This window comes from Legionella antarctica (assembly GCF_011764505.1).
Lineage (GTDB): Bacteria > Pseudomonadota > Gammaproteobacteria > Legionellales > Legionellaceae > Legionella > Legionella antarctica.
Genome location: NZ_AP022839.1, coordinates 3,173,485 through 3,190,029 on the forward strand (window position 1 = coordinate 3,173,485; position 16,545 = coordinate 3,190,029).

Consider the following 16,545-nt stretch of genomic DNA (forward strand, 5'->3'; position numbering starts at 1 on the left):
TCAGCTCTTTCGATTGCCAATGGGAAAGTCGATTAGTCCCCCGGAGATATGCACATGCTTGCCGTTAATTAAATGCCGGCAATGTTCACTTAAATAAAGCATATCAAGGGCAATTTCGTCGGATTCAGCATGACGTTTCAAAGGACTTCCTTCGATTAATATCTGTTTCGCCAGGTCAGGATAATCAGCGGTCATCGGTGTGTCGATCAAGCCAAGAATAAAACTGTTGGCAGTAATTCCCGATCCGCTGGATTCTTCGGCAATGGCTGTAGAAAGGCCTAACAACCCCCCTTTACTGGCAGCATAACAAGCATTTGACGGTGCACCATAGCAGGCAAGCGAAGCAAGGAACGCGATGTGTCCTCCCATTTCCTGACGTTGAAATTGCCCCACAGCCAATCTGGAGAGTAGAAACGCACTTCTTAAATTTATTGCCATAACTTCATCCCATTGTTCAGCAGGCAAATTAACCAGCAGAGAATCACGGCTGATGCCGGCACAATGGATAACAATATCTATCTGACTAAAACGCTCAACTGTTTTGTCAACAACATGTTTCATATCATCAGGCTGTGACACATCGGCCTGACAAAACAACACCTTATGATTTTTATAGTTAAGTTGTGGCTTATTTCTGGCACAGTAAGCAACTTCATATTGGCGGGCAATGGCCAAATCAACCAGTGACCTGCCTATGCCGCTGGTACCTCCAGTTATCAGAATTGTTTTTTTGCAGTCATTCATCGCCATCGTTCATCCATGGTGAATAGCCCTGACAGAACAGAGAAAGTCGTTTTCGCGTTGACTCACTGTTATACAACGCCTGAAAAGCATCTTTAGCATAATCAAGGTAATTTTCAGGTAACGGAAAATGACGGCGAATTAATCGCTTCATACTTTTAGTCGCTTCACTATCCATCCGGCCAAAACGCTTAACCAAATAGCGGAGACGGGCCTGCTCATCCTCAGCAACTTCATCAGCCAGACCGCAATCATAAGCCCTTTGGGCATCAAAGATTTGAATACCCAGTGCCAGCAATTTCGCCTTCATCAAACCTGTACGCCGCATAACATAAGGAAAAACCACCGCCGGTATCAAGCCAACCATGGTTTCAGGCAAAGCAAAAACTGCCGACGGACTGGCTAGAACAAAATCCGCCACTGCAGCGATACCCAGGCCGCCGCCCATTGCAGCACCTTTGACCATTGCAATGACCAGTTGCGGCTTTTTGTCAATCGTAATCAATAAATCAGAAAAATTATTTAATAAGCTGTTAGCGGATGTTGGCCATTTTTCCTGCTTCACCAGAAAATTAATATCCAGACCGTTACAGAAATCTTTGTCATTGCCATGAAGAATTATAATATTGGCCTCATCAGACCGCTCCAGAGCTTTAAAAGCCTGATTCAGGCTGTATTCATCGAGGGTAGCTTCACCATTAACATTAGAAAAATTAACGTTCAAACAGCAGTTGCCATGAATGTCAGACAATAGGGATGCTTTACCCATAATGTTTCCCGATTTATTTTATTTTTCCCACCGATAATGGCGGTGATAGGTATCAATATTATCTAATACCAGCCAGTGATTCTTTTTGTATTGCTCTGCTACCTTGCCATAGAGCTCCCCAAAAGGCGGGATGTAATCCTTGGCGGCCATGTTCTTGTTACATTGCGCCGCCATTTGTTCGTAAGCTTCGACACTTAGTGAGCACCGGTTTTTTAAATTTTCCATAATATGCTGATTACTTAGTTGCCTTGCAGCTCCAGGCAGTACCGTTGCGGAAAACAGTTCAGAGCAGGCGCCGGAGCCATAGGAAAAAATGGCAACCCGTTTAGGGTCCTTTTCATCAGAAAGATGGTAAATTAAGCCCAGCAATGCCGCATAAACGCTCCCTGAATAAATGTTGCCGGTACGAAAATTGTAATCCAACGCTGGCAATGTCATTCGATCAAAGGAGCAGTTTTCATCATCCTCAGCATCATTTAATTCCAGAACAATTTGATGGGATTGCTTGATCAGCGACAACAATGGCGTATGGTAAAGAAAATAATTAAAATCACGAATTGAAATCTCTTTATCATGACGTTTGCAATAATTTAACCAAGAGGCTTCAAGCAAATCAAAATAGCAGCAGAGTGATAATACTGGATCAGCCCATTCCACCGTCAATGAGGGTCGGGCAACATCATAGATTTCCTTGCTGGCTGTACCGCTGACTGGGTCAATTTCTACCAGGGCAGGTTTTTTGTCGATAATCATGGCAACAGCACCTGAACCTCCGGTAAACTCTGCAGCATTATCAAAATGCGGTCTGGCGATATCCGTACAGACAACTAATGCTTTTCGGCCGGCAGCTTCTTCAGAAGCAACCCAGCACAGTGCCATTCGAACAGCGGCTGTACCGCCATAACAGGCATGTTTCATTTCAAAGTTTTTGGCATTTGGGCCTATGCCCAATTGATCTTGAACATACGTACTAATGGGTTTACCAAAATCAAGGCCGCTTTCTGTCGCTACAATCACTAATCCGATATGTTCTGGACTGACGCGTTCAACCACTGGTTTAGCTGCGTTTACCGCTAAAGTGACTGAATCTTCCCACGGTGGGATCACCGATCTACTGATAAACCCTGATTCCTGAATCATTTTACGGGAAATTTCTCTTTTTTGTTCGAGCACTTCGGTGTCGATACAAAAGGTGCTGGTATAGAGATTGATATCGCTGATCCCTGTTTTAACGTTCATGGTCATCACTACCGTTTTATGAACTCATTGTTTCTTTATAGCACATTTAGATTATTTTACACACTTTTATTGTCTAAATGGCCTTTCCTGGAAGATGCGATCATTAGATCCAAACTCAAATACCACGCATCTGGGTTGAACAGAAAATTATCTCGGGGGATCATTATTTAACCAAAATTAGCATAAGGTACCAAAGGCCTTATGGGCATATCAAGGTCTCCCATCCATCCCTCAAAAGAGTATCGGAGGTAAACAGATATATGGCTTGGAGTAAAATCTTGAGTGCGTTGTATGTTAACTATGCCGCCTAAGGTGAAGTGAGGGCCAAGGCGACGTTCTGCTAAAGCCAGTAAAGTATAACCAAAGATCGAACCGCTCCTGCTCCCGCTTAAGATGGTATTTTCAGCACGAAGTGGAGGCGGAACAAGACTTGGTATTGGATAAAGCGGGCGATCCTTAGTGGTAGTCCAAGACAAGGAAACCGACCCGCCCAACTCATAGGACCAGTTAGCTGTCCGTTGACGGTAATCAATTGGAAGCGCGAAAGATAAATATTCTTGAGGACTGAAATATCCCCCTTGTCCCAGGGAGTAATCATTCAAATCCCTCTGATAGTGCCATAGCATGCTGTTAATGCCCACAGAGACGCGACGGTTTTCTTCGTTAATTAATTTGTAGTAATAGCCATCCATTAATCGAACACGTTTATTATTGATTACATTTTTTCCGGTTAACTCATTTGCATCCATAAAAGCCCATAAACCATGCGATCCACCTCGATCATAGCTAAGTGCAAGATTAAACCCACTGGTAACTACCCCGCCCCATACAATATTTGTATTGGGATCTCTGGTGCCCGCGAAAGATAATAATGAATTTGCCATAGGGCGTCTTGATGCGCCTAAAGTCCAACCAATATGATTGAAGTCCCCTGAATAATTGATACTTCCAACCCAATTCACCACGGGAAACCCAAAAGGGGTTTCACCCAGATCTACAGACCATTTTCTATTTTGCCAACCTATTACAGGACTATACCCTCTTGCTCGCTGGGAAATACCATTAACACAGCCAGTCGTGCACGTTCCGAAATCATTCAAATAGACACCGTTAGAAGTAATAAAATCTCCAGCGCTTACATCAATTAACTCACCTCGAAAAAAGGCACGACCATCATGTAAAGGCATGTCCGCCTGCACGATAGTATCCTTAATCGATAAATCAGAAATTCCTTCTGTTCCGCTCAGGTCCCAATAATCGTTTTCAACAGTCACTCTCACCTCTTGTTGACGATAAAGCTGAGCTGCATCGGAACGAATTCCTTTTTTTAGCCAGTCATCCTCACGACGATTCCGGGTAAGATAGGTATACGTATCATTGTCCTCTGGATAAACAGGAGCAATTTTACTTTTAACCATGGCATAGGCATAATCTACTCGCGCTTGTTTGGGTTCATGTAACTGCTCTTCAAGTCGAGCCGCATCGCGAAATACCAAAGAGTTGGTCTGACTTGGCGCCTCTTTTCTGGCTTGTTGCTTTATTCGTTGGAAAATCGTATGTGCCTTATTTAGCTCTGAAACCGCTATCCAAGCATTTGCTACTCTTCGTTGCATATTAAGGTTAAGAGTCGATTCGTTGTTCTGTTCTGCTTGTAAAAAACGACGGGCTTCCTCAAGTCGTCCAGTTGCAACAAGCGCCTCAATTTCACCTAAAAGCGCATCCGCATTTTGAGGTTCAGCCGCTTTAACTTCATGATAATAAGCTAATGCCTTGCTAAATTGCCCATCCTCCAATGCCCAGTCCCCTAATGTTAAGGTGATTCTTGTCATTTTGGGTTGCTTTAAAAGGTAGGCAATGGCTTCATTTTTATTGCCCTGATCCCGTATTTTTTGTGCCTGTTCAATAACCATTTCCATATGCTTGCGGGCCAATTCTTTTTCCAGGCGCTGCGCCAACTTACTTATATCTTCATTCCAAAGTAATTTTGATAGCTTATTCAAATAGTTTAATGCACTTTGTTCTTGATTCGTAGCAGACAGATACAACGCATATATATACATTATTGTTGGGTCATTATTTTTTTTTGCGACCAACTGAGGTAATAAAGTATGTGCTTTCTGAAGTTGCCCTGTCTGATACAATATCATGGCTAAATGGTAACTCAGCCAGGGATCATCAGGAGTAAGTTGATAAGCCTCTCGATAGGTTCTCAATGCTTCTGACCATTGTTTACGCTCTTCAAATCGTGCAGCCTGCTGTTGTAAGACAGCACTTTGCAGCCCCAGCCTTGCCTCTTTAAATTTAAACTGTTTGCTTGGTGCCAGGCTTTCCAAATACTTCAACGCTTTCTGTGGTGATTCACGTCTGTAAATACTGATTAAACCATACACAGCGATACTACCACTAGGATAAAGCTCGTCTGCTTTTTGATATGCCTTCTCTGCACCTATGAAGTCGTTTCGAGCAAAAGCGACATCTCCTAATCCAATCAAAGCAAAATCATTCGTGTTATCGTACCTAAATGCCTGTTGGTACTTTTGCTCGGCCAAAGATAGATTAGCTGTTTTAAGTGCCTTGTCTCCCTCGGCATTTGATAAGCGCGACAAATTAGCTTTTAGTGAATCGATCCAGTGGACGTTACGCTTCTTGTCCTGGACAAGTTTATTTGCTTGTAAATACCGGTATATTGTTTGCAACTGTTGCAAAGCCTCAGACTCCTTTCCAGGTAGCCGCGATACCATAGTCCAATATTCAACAGCAAGGAAAGGTGTAGGGGGATCCCCTTGGAAAAGAGCGTCATAAAGTTTTTTTGCTTCAGCTAAATTTCCTGTTACTGCCATTAATCTTGCCTGCTGAAGCTGTCTTTCCCCTTCTGGCTGAGCAAGAATTACATTTATTTTTGCATGACGATAAATATTGGAGTCTGGAGTCAATTGTCTTAATTTTTCCAATTGTTGTGTAGCAAGTAACTGATTACCTTGGCGCAATGCCAGTCTAAGACGTGCCGCGATCACTTCTGGATCATTAGGCGCGATTAACTCTAATCGATAAAGAGCTTGTTTCACCAAATCATCCCGGTAATTGGCTTCAGCCGACAATACTTGTTCTAACAAAAACTGTCTGGGAGCCACGCCATTTGATGCCAGTGCCTGAGAGATGCACGCTGCGCTGAATAAAGCCAAAATTAGCCCACTTAGCCTGCTTCCAACGTTGCCCTTTGATTTTCTCAATTCTTTTACCCAATTATTTGTTTCGATAACTCCACACCAGGCTGATCAAAGGCATTAATATTCCATATTACACTCTGAGTAAAAATTTTATGCTCGTACAAAGCCATTAAGGATCCTATGGTTTTTGGTGTGCAATCAAGCAAAGAAACATGATTCATCGGTGTTTTGCTTGCTCTGAACCCATTAAGATCATTATTTTTATTGACTCCGTTACCTAATACTTTTTGATGCCCTTCACACATTTTCACCTGCTCCTCTCCGAACATGCTAACGCTAATTAAATCAGCAGCTACTCGATGTGTTCCCTGGCACAATAACTGAAAATAACTATGCTGAACCTGATTAGCTGGCCCCCCCCAAACTATAGGACCTGTAGCATAATTAATTACTCGCCCCTCTTTGTCTATTGATTTTCCATTGCTTTCCATATCAAGCTGCTGAATGTAAGGCACAAATTGCTGGAGATCATAAGAATAAATTAGCATCAGAAGATTATGAATTTTCAAAAAATTGTTATTCCAAACACCAAGTAAGGCTAACAGAACAGGCAAATTCTGTGAAAATTTTTGATTATGGAAGTGCTTATCCATCTCTTGAGCACCAGAGAGCATTTCAGAAAAAAGCTCAAACCCAATTGCAATACAGGTAATTAAATTAATAGAAGAACACGATGAATAACGCCCGCCAACCCAGTTCCAGGTAGGAATTACGTTAACTATACCTAATTCTGCTGTTTTTTTTATGTTAGCAGTTACCGCGATAATATGTTTATCGATGTGGTTGGGTTGATTAATCCATGCAATAGCTTTATTCATATTGCAAAGTGTTTCTTTAGTAGTAAATGACTTTGAGGCAATTATAAACAGAGTGGTCTCGGGCCTAAGCCTTGCTATAACACGCCTGAACTCATTCGGATCGATACCTGATATAAAATGAAATCGTAACTTTTCTGTAGTGAAATCAACTAAAGCACTGGTACAAAATTGTGGCCCAAGGAAGGAACCTCCAATACCTATATTAACAATATCAATGATCGGCTTTCCTGAATATCCTACCCATTCTCCATTTCTTATTTGAGTAGAAATAATCCTCATAGTCTCACGAACATTTAAAATATCCGGTATAATATTCTGGCAATTCACTATAATTTCTTCATCGCCAAAAGTCCTGAGTGCGGTATGTAAGGCAGGCTTATGTTCTGAATTATTGACAAGATACCCCCTCATAAGGGCATTTATTTTATTTTCTAACCCGCACTCCTCCGCAAGCAAGAGCAGGTAATGCAAAACTTTATCGTCAATGCATTGTTGGCTGTAATCAAGCTTGATATGTTCACTTGAAGCATAATAATTTTTTTTGTGATGATGTTGATTGGTTTCCAACACATTTAAATTATAATTATCAGCGCTGGAGTATGCGCATTTTTCCAGCTGCTTCCAGGAGTTAAATTGAATTGGTGATGGCATATAAATTACCGTTCAGATTATTGATTAACCGTTTCTAATAACCATTTCGAAAAATTCTCTCCTTCCAGAGAATCAATTTTCCCCAAATCTACATTAGCTTTCAGAAATCCTAATATGCTTCCGCAGTCATAACGTTTTCCCTCATAACGGTACGCCCAAATTTGTTCTTTTTTTAACAAGCCTTTAATTGCGTCTGTCAATTGGACCTCGTCTTGACCCATTTGAGGTAACGCTCTGATTTGATCAAAAATTCCCGCGCTGAGAATATAACGTCCTACAATCCCAATATTCGATGGTGCTCTATCTGGATGAGGTTTTTCAACTAAATCGGTAACTTTTATAAGATCGTCCTTTTGTTGTTCCCCTGCAATAACCCCGTACTGTTGAGTATGTTCCGAAAGGATGTCCTCTACGGCAAGGATATTAGGTCCATATTCGTTATAGAGCGTAACCATTTGCTTCATAATGGGCGTTTTATCAGTGAGGAGATCATCTGCAAGTAATATAGCAAACGCCTCTTGTCCCACTAATGTCTCAGCACATAAAATAGCATGACCTAAACCCAATGGTTTTGGTTGGCGAACATAAAAACACTCCATGTCTAGTGGTTTAACCGCACGCACCAGAGATAACAGTTCCATTTTATTATGCGATATCAGTTCATCTTCTAATTCATAAGATACATCGAAATGATCTTCAATTGCACGTTTATTATGACAGGTTATAAAGATCATTTGTCGTATGCCTGCAGAATAAGCTTCTTCAACTGCATATTGAATTAATGGCTTGTTAACAATAGATAACATTTCTTTAGGAGCTGCCTTTGTTGCCGGTAAAAACCGTGTTCCTAAACCCGCAACAGGAAATACCGCTTTAAGTATAGGGGCATATCTCGATTTCATGGGTAACCAAGCCTTGTATATAATGCGAATCAAAGTATTATTATTATTTATCAATACCATAGAATCAGTAGAAAAAAAACATTAACGTAAGAAAAGAAACTACAATTTTATCACCTGTACACGTCCCTGGGATGAAAAGTGGTAGCCATACTCAAGACTTCCTAATCCTTGCTATACTTGAATGAAGACATTCTTGCTGAGGGATACCATGGATAAAAAAATACGAAATATTAATCGGACTATGCCCATGAAAACAGCAGAAGATTTACTGGCACTCAGTCACGCTTACTCATTATCAAAGTTAAGTTATATCAATATCTCACAATTGGAGCACTTGGCGCATATGATGGAGCATTGGCCATTATTGTCAGAGTTAGCCCAATTAACCCCCAACGAATTAGACTAACCCGGACTAATAAACAAGGATAGACTCAATTATGCCAGTGATAGCCTTACAAGGAATTCGGGGAGGAACCGGTACCACCTCAATAACGGCAGGATTAGCCTGGGCCTTGCAAAGTCTGGGCGAGTCTGTTTTGGTAATTGACTTCTCACCAGACAATTTGCTGCGCCTGTATTTTAATATGTCTTTTAAACAACCTCGTGGCTGGGCACAAGGCCTGATGAACAATGTTCCATGGCAAGAAAATGCCATGCGATATACCAGGTTGTTGGATTTTATCCCTTTTGGGCACACATCAAAATCTGATTTGCTCCAACTGGATGCTAAATTTCGAGCTGAACCAGATTTTTGGCAATTGAATATCGCTCAGTTAATTGCTACCAGGAATTACAACTGGATTCTACTTGACCTTCCAGCGGCAAATACCGTATTGGCTCAAAGTGGATTGGCTTTGGCTGACCACATAATCTGTTTATTAAACCCCGATGTAGCCTGTCATGTTCGTTTACACCAACAAGATCTGGCTGAACGCTGCTATTTTTTAATGAATAAATACACCTCTTCGAATCAGTTACAGCAAGACCTGGTTCAATTATGGCAACACACTGTTCCTGATTTATTACCCATAATGATTCATCTTGATGAGGCAGTTGCTGAAGCACTTGCCGTCAAACAACCCATCGGTGAGTACAGTACCCATAGTTTAGCTACCAAAGAACTTGGGGTATTCGCTAACTGGTGTTTAACTCAGTTCACAGCAGAACATCATGAGTAGCATTTTGCACTTGGTTTTGGCAAGACCAGCATATCAAATTGTGGAGCGTCGTTATCGATATTATCGTCATTATGGAGCGTCCATTGGTGCCTCATTGTTTGCCACCCTGTTTTTTATTTTAACTTGGGTTTTTCTGCGACCCGAATCTCCAAGCTGGCAATGGGTTCGTGCAAATCGTCTTGACTGGTTTCCCCAAATATCCCCAATCCGCCCTCGCTTCGGAGATATTTTACGCTATGTGATTCAATCTATCTGGCTGGTTCTGATTGTTCACGACCGACCTAAAAAAGTTGATTTTCAACTAAAGCAATGGAAAACGCAAAGTATTAACTCTTATTATAAGTGGATAAACGCCTTACCCCAAAAAATCAGGACAAGTCATTTTGGAACAACTCTAAAACATCTGAACCAGATGAGTAACGGCACATACACTGTTTTACTCATTTTAATGAGTGTTTTTGCGACGGTGTTACTGCTGCTTTGTATTACGCAACCCTTTAACCCCACGGCTCAGTTTATTTTTTTAGTCATTCTATTATTCATCGCCTTAAGCATCCGGCATGTCCCCGGACATATCATAGTCATTATGTTGATCGTACTTTCATTAATTACTTCAAGCCGTTACATGTGGTGGCGATACAGTAACACCCTCATCTGGAATGACCCCTTGAGTTTCTTATTTGGTTTTCTCCTCATTTTTGCAGAGAGTTATATTTTCCTGGTTCTGATTTTAGGCTATTTTCAAAGTATTTGGCCTTTGCAACGTGAGCCTGTGGCATTACCTGAAGACACTACTACCTGGCCCACAGTTGATATTTTGATCCCTACTTATGATGAAGAACTGAGTGTAATCAAGCCTTCTGTATACGCTGCATTAGGCCTGGAATGGCCAAAAGACAAACTCAATATTTATATTCTGGATGATGGTAATCGTCCTCTATTTAAAAAATTCGCTCATGAAGTTGGCGTTCGCTATATTGCCCGTACGACGAATGAACATGCTAAAGCAGGTAATATCAATCACGCGTTAAAACAAACTCACGGTGAGTTCGTCACTATTTTTGACTGCGACCACATACCAGCACATACATTTTTACAATTAACTATGGGTTGGTTTTTAAAAGATCCTAAACTTGGACTATTGCAAACCCCGCACCATTTTTTCTCACCAGATCCGTTTGAACGTAACCTGGAAGCATTTCAAAATATACCCAATGAAGGCGCATTATTTTATGGCGTAGTACAAGACGGAAATGATTTTTGGGATGCAACTTTTTTTTGCGGTTCCGCAGGTGTACTCCGTCGCAGTGCTCTGGAGACTATTGGTGGATTTGCGGTAGAGAGCGTTACAGAAGACGCACTTACCTCACTTCGCATGCAACGTCATCATTACTCCTCCGCTTATATTCGTATCCCCATGTCAGCTGGTCTGGCAACTGAAAGTTTAGCACACCATATAGGACAGCGTATTCGGTGGGCGCGAGGTATGGTACAAATTTTACGTGTAGATAATCCGTTAAGGGGCAAAGGTCTGACCCTTCCGCAACGCCTTTGCTATTTCAATGCCATACTGTACTTTTTATCGGGTATTCCCCGTTTAATTTTCCTCGTTACCCCGGTAGCGTTCCTCCTGCTTCATGCCCAAATAATTTATGCCTCAGCCTTAATGGTTATCTTGTATGCATTTCCCCATATCATCCATACAGTCTTAGCCAATACCCGAATCCAGGGAAAATATCGTCATTTTTTGTGGAATGAAATATATGAAACAGTGATGGCATGGTATATCGCAATACCAACCACAATCGCTTTAATCAATCCGCGCAAAGGTAAATTTAATGTCACCGCTAAAGGAGGCTTAATAAAAGAACCCTATGCTGACTGGGTAACTGCCCGCCCTTATCTGGTTCTGCTGGCCATTAATTTAACCGGTTTGATTGCGGGGATTTGGCGTTTATTTTTTGGCCCAATTGAAGATATTCCCGCCCTGATAATCACCCTTACATGGGTAATATACAATCTTACCATTCTTGGCGGAGCACTGGGTGTAGATGTTGAAACAAAGCAGGTGCGTAAATCGCATCGGGTTAAATTTTCTCTGCCAGCAGTAATAGCTCGAAATGACGGTCACTTATTTCCCTGTACGGTGCGCAATTATTCAGATAACGGACTAGGCATAGAAATAAATGAGCCTGATTTACTAAACAATGGTGAAAATATAGCACTGTTACTTAATAACGGCATTGAGGAGTTCCAGTTTCCTTGTAAGGTTATCCGCATTTTTGACCGTTCAATAGGAATAAGCCTCAAAGACTTATCAGTCAAACAACACATTGATTTTATCCAATGCACTTTTGCTCGGGCAGATACCTGGGCACTGTGGCTTAAAAGCTTCCCTGAAGACAAACCCATACAAAGTATGCGTCATGTTTTTAGACTGGACTTCCGTGGCTATCTGAGTATTATAGAATATACACCACCATTAGTTCGGAACATCCTGATGAGTTTCGCCCGTATACTCTTATGGATAGTGTCATTTGCTCCGCACAGTATAAAAAAAAATCAAATGACAGTATCCTGTCAGAATCGCCGGGTAAGTGTCTGCCACTGAGCCCGGACTAATCCGAGCCGCGCGCGTCAGCAAGCGGAATTATCTCGAGATGCTTATGTGGTGCATGGAACCTGCCGCACTTTAAGTAAGATTAATTCAGCCAATGATGGCATTTCAAATTTTTTAGTCACCCTATCGTAAATATACTGATAAACGTTAACTTTCAGTTTTCTGGCCGTCTGTACAATCGTGGCAAACGTATCCTTTGATTTGGTGCCATTTTGGGAGACCGTTTGGAGATTGATGTCGCGTATCCTTGCTTGAAACCGTGTCCCTAATTCAGAGGCATTGTTGTGCAATGGCAGAAATGGATGGTCTAACACCAATAATAACGCTTGTTTTTTAGCACGTGTCTTTGCAATGCGTTGATCTAAAACATCATAGCCTGTCGTGGTTGCGAACAAAGTATCAAATTGCATTGATAGTTGTTGGGCCATTGATTGAGATGGAGCCGTCTTGTAAGTCAATAATGCATGGTAGAAATCCCATAATTGCTCAAGAAATACAGCCAATATATTCTGATTCATATCTGAGAATGGAGTGAGTTTTTTATAATGACGACCTTCATGGATCCAGCACAGCGCATGATGTAGGGCCAATTTATTAAACTGAGGCGCATCATCTGTCATTAAATAATGGATGAAGTATTTCGAGTGCTGATAATAGGCAAGAGCTGCTGACTCAAGAATTATGCGTCGATTCGTGCTGTGTTTTTTTGGATTTGGAAAAAGTGTTCCCATCAAACTATCGATTGATTCACGTGTGAGGGGTTGTGCATGCAGCATTGGTTTAATTTGATCCAACCATTTTTTTGCGAGACCAAACTCATCCATTAACTCATAAGCCTCCTGATTAAACATAAACTTTAATTGGTCTCGACACAGCAACTCCAATAAGGTCAAGCGATCTTTTTTACGACGAGTGAAGTATGCTGTAAAAAAGTCATTACATAAAACATGGGTGTAGTGATTTTTGCCGTTAACACGACTGCCTGTGTCATCCATCTGCTGGTACAAGCCTGCGTTGCTACCGGCATCGACAATATCTTCTTTTTCCTGATGAAAAATATCATTGCCTTCTGTCAGCATGGAAGCAATTTTACCATGTGATATTTGAATACCACATGTTTTTAAAAAGCGCTCAATGGCGCTCTCCGTCATCCCTGCATCACGGTATAATGTGATGACCAGCGCTTTAACCCCAGGACCAAATTCACTGCCCTTATATTCGCCAGGAATCGGCGCAATAAAGGTTTTTTTCAAAGATGGTGAGTAATACGTTTCCAGCTTGAATTCAACATTATCCGTGATGATTTTTAGATCCTGGATGATTCGAATCTCAAAACCCTTGAACTTGGCGTCATCTGGCAGCGTTGCTTTGTCCAGAGCAATCGTAACACGTCTATCAATACGTACGTTTTTTTTGTCTTTGCCTGTGTTTTTATTGTTCCCTTTACCACGTTTATTGCGATCTCCTTCAGATGAATGATTGGAATTGCCTGTATTATCGCCATTGCTACCTTTGGATTGACCGCGAATATTAGGTTTGCCCTGTTCACCCTTAAGGCGGTTTATCTCATCACGTAATACTTGGTTTTCCTCTCTGAGCAAAGCATTTTCTTCGGCAAGCATTTCGACCAAATTAACCAATACCTTAATGATAGTCACGGCCTTTTTGTCGGCAAGACTATCGATATCTTTTGTTAACTCATCTAAAACTTGTTTGATTTCTTGGCGTTTCATCATCTACCACTGCGTTACTAATGCTGATACGGCAATCATAACATGACTTTTTTTGAACGCATTTTTCGAGTTTTAACGCCACTAAGGGCTAAGAAAAAATCTGACCTCAGGAGGGAGATGTTTTATTAGTGAAAGGGGCTACATTGTGATCTTGGGGATCTTAGGGCATGCATATTGCATGACTTACGTTTGATATGGAAAAACATCAGTTTTACAGAAAAACCGTGTCAATAGGTATTTTGAATATTTTTAAAGAATTCCGCTTGCTGACGCGCGCGGCTCGGATTAATCCGGACTCAGTGGCAGACACTTACCCGGCGATTCTGACAGGATACAAATGACACCTGTTAAAACCGAGGGAATTTGAACATTATGGATGAATAATTCAATGACAAACAAAAAAATTTGTTTCAAAGCAGTTGTCTTGATAACCATCAGTTTGCTTGCTCAAACTGCTTCAGCTGTCTCATCAGAGCCTAAAAAGCAGAGCGTTACCACGCCCGCTGCTGATGCAGTTGCCCCAAGTAGAAGAATGCAGATTTTTTTTAATCAGAACGCTTTATCCCAAAAGAATTTCACTATAACGGGTTTAAATCCGGAAAAAACAACTGAATTTACTGTAAGAAGAGATGAAATTATTTCTCAGGCACAAGTGAATCTACAGTTTACCCCGTCACCATCGTTGATTCCAATACAATCCCAGCTTAAAGTTTATCTAAATGAAGAGTTGATGCAAGTAATCAGCCTGACTGCAGAGCAATTAGGAAAATCCAATAACGTTCTAGTACCCATTGACCCCCGCTACATCAATGATTTTAATCGCTTAAGACTGCAATTAATTGGTCATTATAATGCCGTATGCGAAAATCCAGCAAATAGCACACTATGGATTGACATCAGTAAATCCAGTTTTATTGATTTAACCATTCAGACCTTACCATTGAAAAAAAATCTCGCCCACTTTCCAGAGCCTTTCATTGATCCTTTAGATAATCGACCACTAAACCTGCCCATGGTTTTTTCTGGACAACCTGATTTAATGCAACAACGTGCTGCAGCCATCCTGGCTTCCTGGTTCGGCACAAAAGCTCGATGGCGTGGTCAATCATTCCCTGCCTTGTTTAATAAATTACCGGAACGCAATGCCATAGTATTTGTCACCAACAAAGAGCGACCTGATTTCCTCAAAAACTATCCAACAGTGAATGCACCGAAAATAGAAATGATTGATCACCCCGATAATCCCTTTATAAAATTGCTGGTTATATCAGGCCGAGATAATAATGATTTAATTATGGCCGTAAAGGGGATTGCAACCGGAACTATTCTATTTCGCGGCCAAAGTGTGACTATCGATAAAATTGAAAATCTTGCACCTCGCAAGCCTTATGATGCCCCGTTTTGGGTTCATACTGATAGGCCAACAACTTTTGCAGAGTTACAGCAATTTAAGGAACAACTGCAAACTTCCGGTTTTGATCCCGCACCAATTTCTCTTCCATTTACGCTTCCCCCGGATTTATTCCTTTACGGAAGCCCGGGTATCAATGTGGCATTGAACTATCGTTATACCATACCACCCGCGTTGAGCAGTTCACATCTAAACATTAGCTTGAATAATTATTTTGTCAAAAGTTACCCCTTATTATTAACGCCCGATCGGGAGTCAAAATTTCTCGGTATGTGGTCTTTACAAAACTTAATCGGATCAGCTAAAAAATTTACTATTCCTGTGTTAGATTTGGGAACCAACAACCAAATGGTTTTTGAGTTCGCTTATGTTAATGTGATTGGCGGGGGCAATACAGAAGGACGTTGTGAGTCGTTCACTTTAATAAAAAATTACGCCTCTATTGACGGCAATTCAACTATAGATTTCTCAAATTACTACCACTATATGGCGATGCCCGATTTAAATGCTTTCGCTAATGCGGGCTTTCCTTTTAGCCGTTTAGCTGATCTGGCGCAAACCAGTATTTTAATAAGCAAACAACCACTGGCTATAGAAGTAACTACCCTGCTAAATGTCATTGGTAATATCGGCTCTCAGACTGGATATCCTGCTTTGGCCCTGACTTTAACCGATGACTGGTCCAAAATAAAAAATACAGATACTGACATTCTGATCATTGGTACTATCCCCTCAGATCTTTATAAGGACAGTAACGTAAATCTGCTTCTGGATAAAACAAAAAGCAGGGTTAATAAACCATTCCGTCAAAATGAACTTCCAGCTTTTCCAGTCCAAGCCAATAATGCTGCGGTTAATGATCAGGCGGTCGTAAGTTCTGATGGGATAATGTCTGCAATAATAGGTCTGCAATCACCTTATTACAAGCAACGTAGCATTGTTGCCCTGCTTGCAGACAGCCCCCGGGGGTTTGAACTGCTTAATGAAACATTGACTAAAAAAGATTTGCTTGGACGAGTATTCGGTTCAGTAGCTGTAATACGAGAGTCTGGTGTGACCAGTTTGCAAGTTGGTAGTGTTTATTATATTGGCCATCTGCCTTGGTACATACAAGTTTGGCTCACTCTCAAAAAACATCCAATCAGTCTGGCACTTGGAGCAGTACTTGTGGCTATTATTTTAACATTTATGTTGTGGCATGCCTTAACAGCAATTAGTCGCCGTCGTCTAAAAAAAATGGATGATTAGGATTGAGA

At 41.2% G+C, this 16,545-nt stretch carries 11 protein-coding genes; 4 read left to right on the forward strand and 7 right to left on the reverse strand.

Features of this window, described 5'->3' with window-relative positions; genetic code table 11:
- The 6 genes from HRS36_RS14980 to galU all read right to left on the reverse strand — a co-directional run bounded on the left by HRS36_RS14980 (position 1) and on the right by galU (position 8,347).
- Positions 1 to 750 carry an SDR family NAD(P)-dependent oxidoreductase gene (locus HRS36_RS14980; protein WP_173237913.1) on the reverse strand — a complete coding sequence of 250 codons (750 nt, stop codon included), beginning with the start codon at positions 748 to 750 and terminating at the stop codon, positions 1 to 3.
- On the reverse strand, positions 737 to 1,510 hold the full coding sequence (locus HRS36_RS14985; protein WP_173237914.1) for an enoyl-CoA hydratase/isomerase family protein: 774 nt from the start codon (positions 1,508 to 1,510) through the stop codon (positions 737 to 739). Before HRS36_RS14985 ends, HRS36_RS14980 begins: the two co-directional genes overlap by 14 nt.
- An 18-nt stretch (positions 1,511 to 1,528) precedes the next feature.
- Positions 1,529 to 2,749, reverse strand: a complete 1,221-nt coding sequence (locus HRS36_RS14990) for a hydroxymethylglutaryl-CoA synthase family protein (RefSeq protein ID WP_173237915.1) — start codon at positions 2,747 to 2,749, stop codon at positions 1,529 to 1,531.
- A gap of 167 nt (positions 2,750 to 2,916) precedes the next feature.
- Complete coding sequence (gene bcsC / locus HRS36_RS14995) at positions 2,917 to 5,979, reverse strand: cellulose synthase complex outer membrane protein BcsC (RefSeq protein ID WP_197933195.1); 3,063 nt, start codon at positions 5,977 to 5,979, stop codon at positions 2,917 to 2,919.
- Positions 5,980 to 5,984: 5 nt separating this feature from the next.
- Positions 5,985 to 7,445 carry a glucose-6-phosphate isomerase gene (locus tag HRS36_RS15000; protein ID WP_173237916.1) on the reverse strand — a complete coding sequence of 487 codons (1,461 nt, stop codon included), beginning with the start codon at positions 7,443 to 7,445 and terminating at the stop codon, positions 5,985 to 5,987.
- Positions 7,446 to 7,462: 17 nt separating this feature from the next.
- Entirely contained in the window at positions 7,463 to 8,347 is an 885-nt protein-coding gene (gene galU, locus HRS36_RS15005) for a UTP--glucose-1-phosphate uridylyltransferase GalU (protein WP_173237917.1), read from the reverse strand.
- A 208-nt stretch (positions 8,348 to 8,555) separates the two neighbouring features.
- Here galU and bcsR point away from each other — a divergent pair, with 208 nt between their 5' ends.
- From bcsR to bcsA, 3 genes are read left to right on the forward strand one after another with little or no spacing between them, the layout of a single operon-like run.
- On the forward strand, positions 8,556 to 8,753 hold the full coding sequence (gene bcsR / locus HRS36_RS15010) for a cellulose biosynthesis protein BcsR (RefSeq protein WP_173237918.1): 198 nt from the start codon (positions 8,556 to 8,558) through the stop codon (positions 8,751 to 8,753).
- A gap of 31 nt (positions 8,754 to 8,784) precedes the next feature.
- Positions 8,785 to 9,525, forward strand: a complete 741-nt coding sequence (gene bcsQ / locus HRS36_RS15015; RefSeq protein ID WP_173237919.1) for a cellulose biosynthesis protein BcsQ — start codon at positions 8,785 to 8,787, stop codon at positions 9,523 to 9,525.
- Positions 9,518 to 12,136, forward strand: a complete 2,619-nt coding sequence (gene bcsA / locus HRS36_RS15020) for a UDP-forming cellulose synthase catalytic subunit (RefSeq protein WP_173237920.1) — start codon at positions 9,518 to 9,520, stop codon at positions 12,134 to 12,136. Before bcsQ ends, bcsA begins: the two co-directional genes overlap by 8 nt.
- Before the next feature lie 53 nt (positions 12,137 to 12,189).
- Here the strand turns inward: bcsA and HRS36_RS15025 are convergent, their stop codons facing one another.
- Entirely contained in the window at positions 12,190 to 13,881 is a 1,692-nt protein-coding gene (locus HRS36_RS15025) for an IS66 family transposase (RefSeq protein ID WP_173235423.1), read from the reverse strand.
- 385 nt (positions 13,882 to 14,266) lie between these two features.
- On the opposite strand from HRS36_RS15025, the gene bcsB reads away from it, so the two are divergent.
- Positions 14,267 to 16,537, forward strand: a complete 2,271-nt coding sequence (bcsB, locus tag HRS36_RS15030; protein ID WP_173237921.1) for a cellulose biosynthesis cyclic di-GMP-binding regulatory protein BcsB — start codon at positions 14,267 to 14,269, stop codon at positions 16,535 to 16,537.
- Positions 16,538 to 16,545 lie beyond the last annotated feature (8 nt).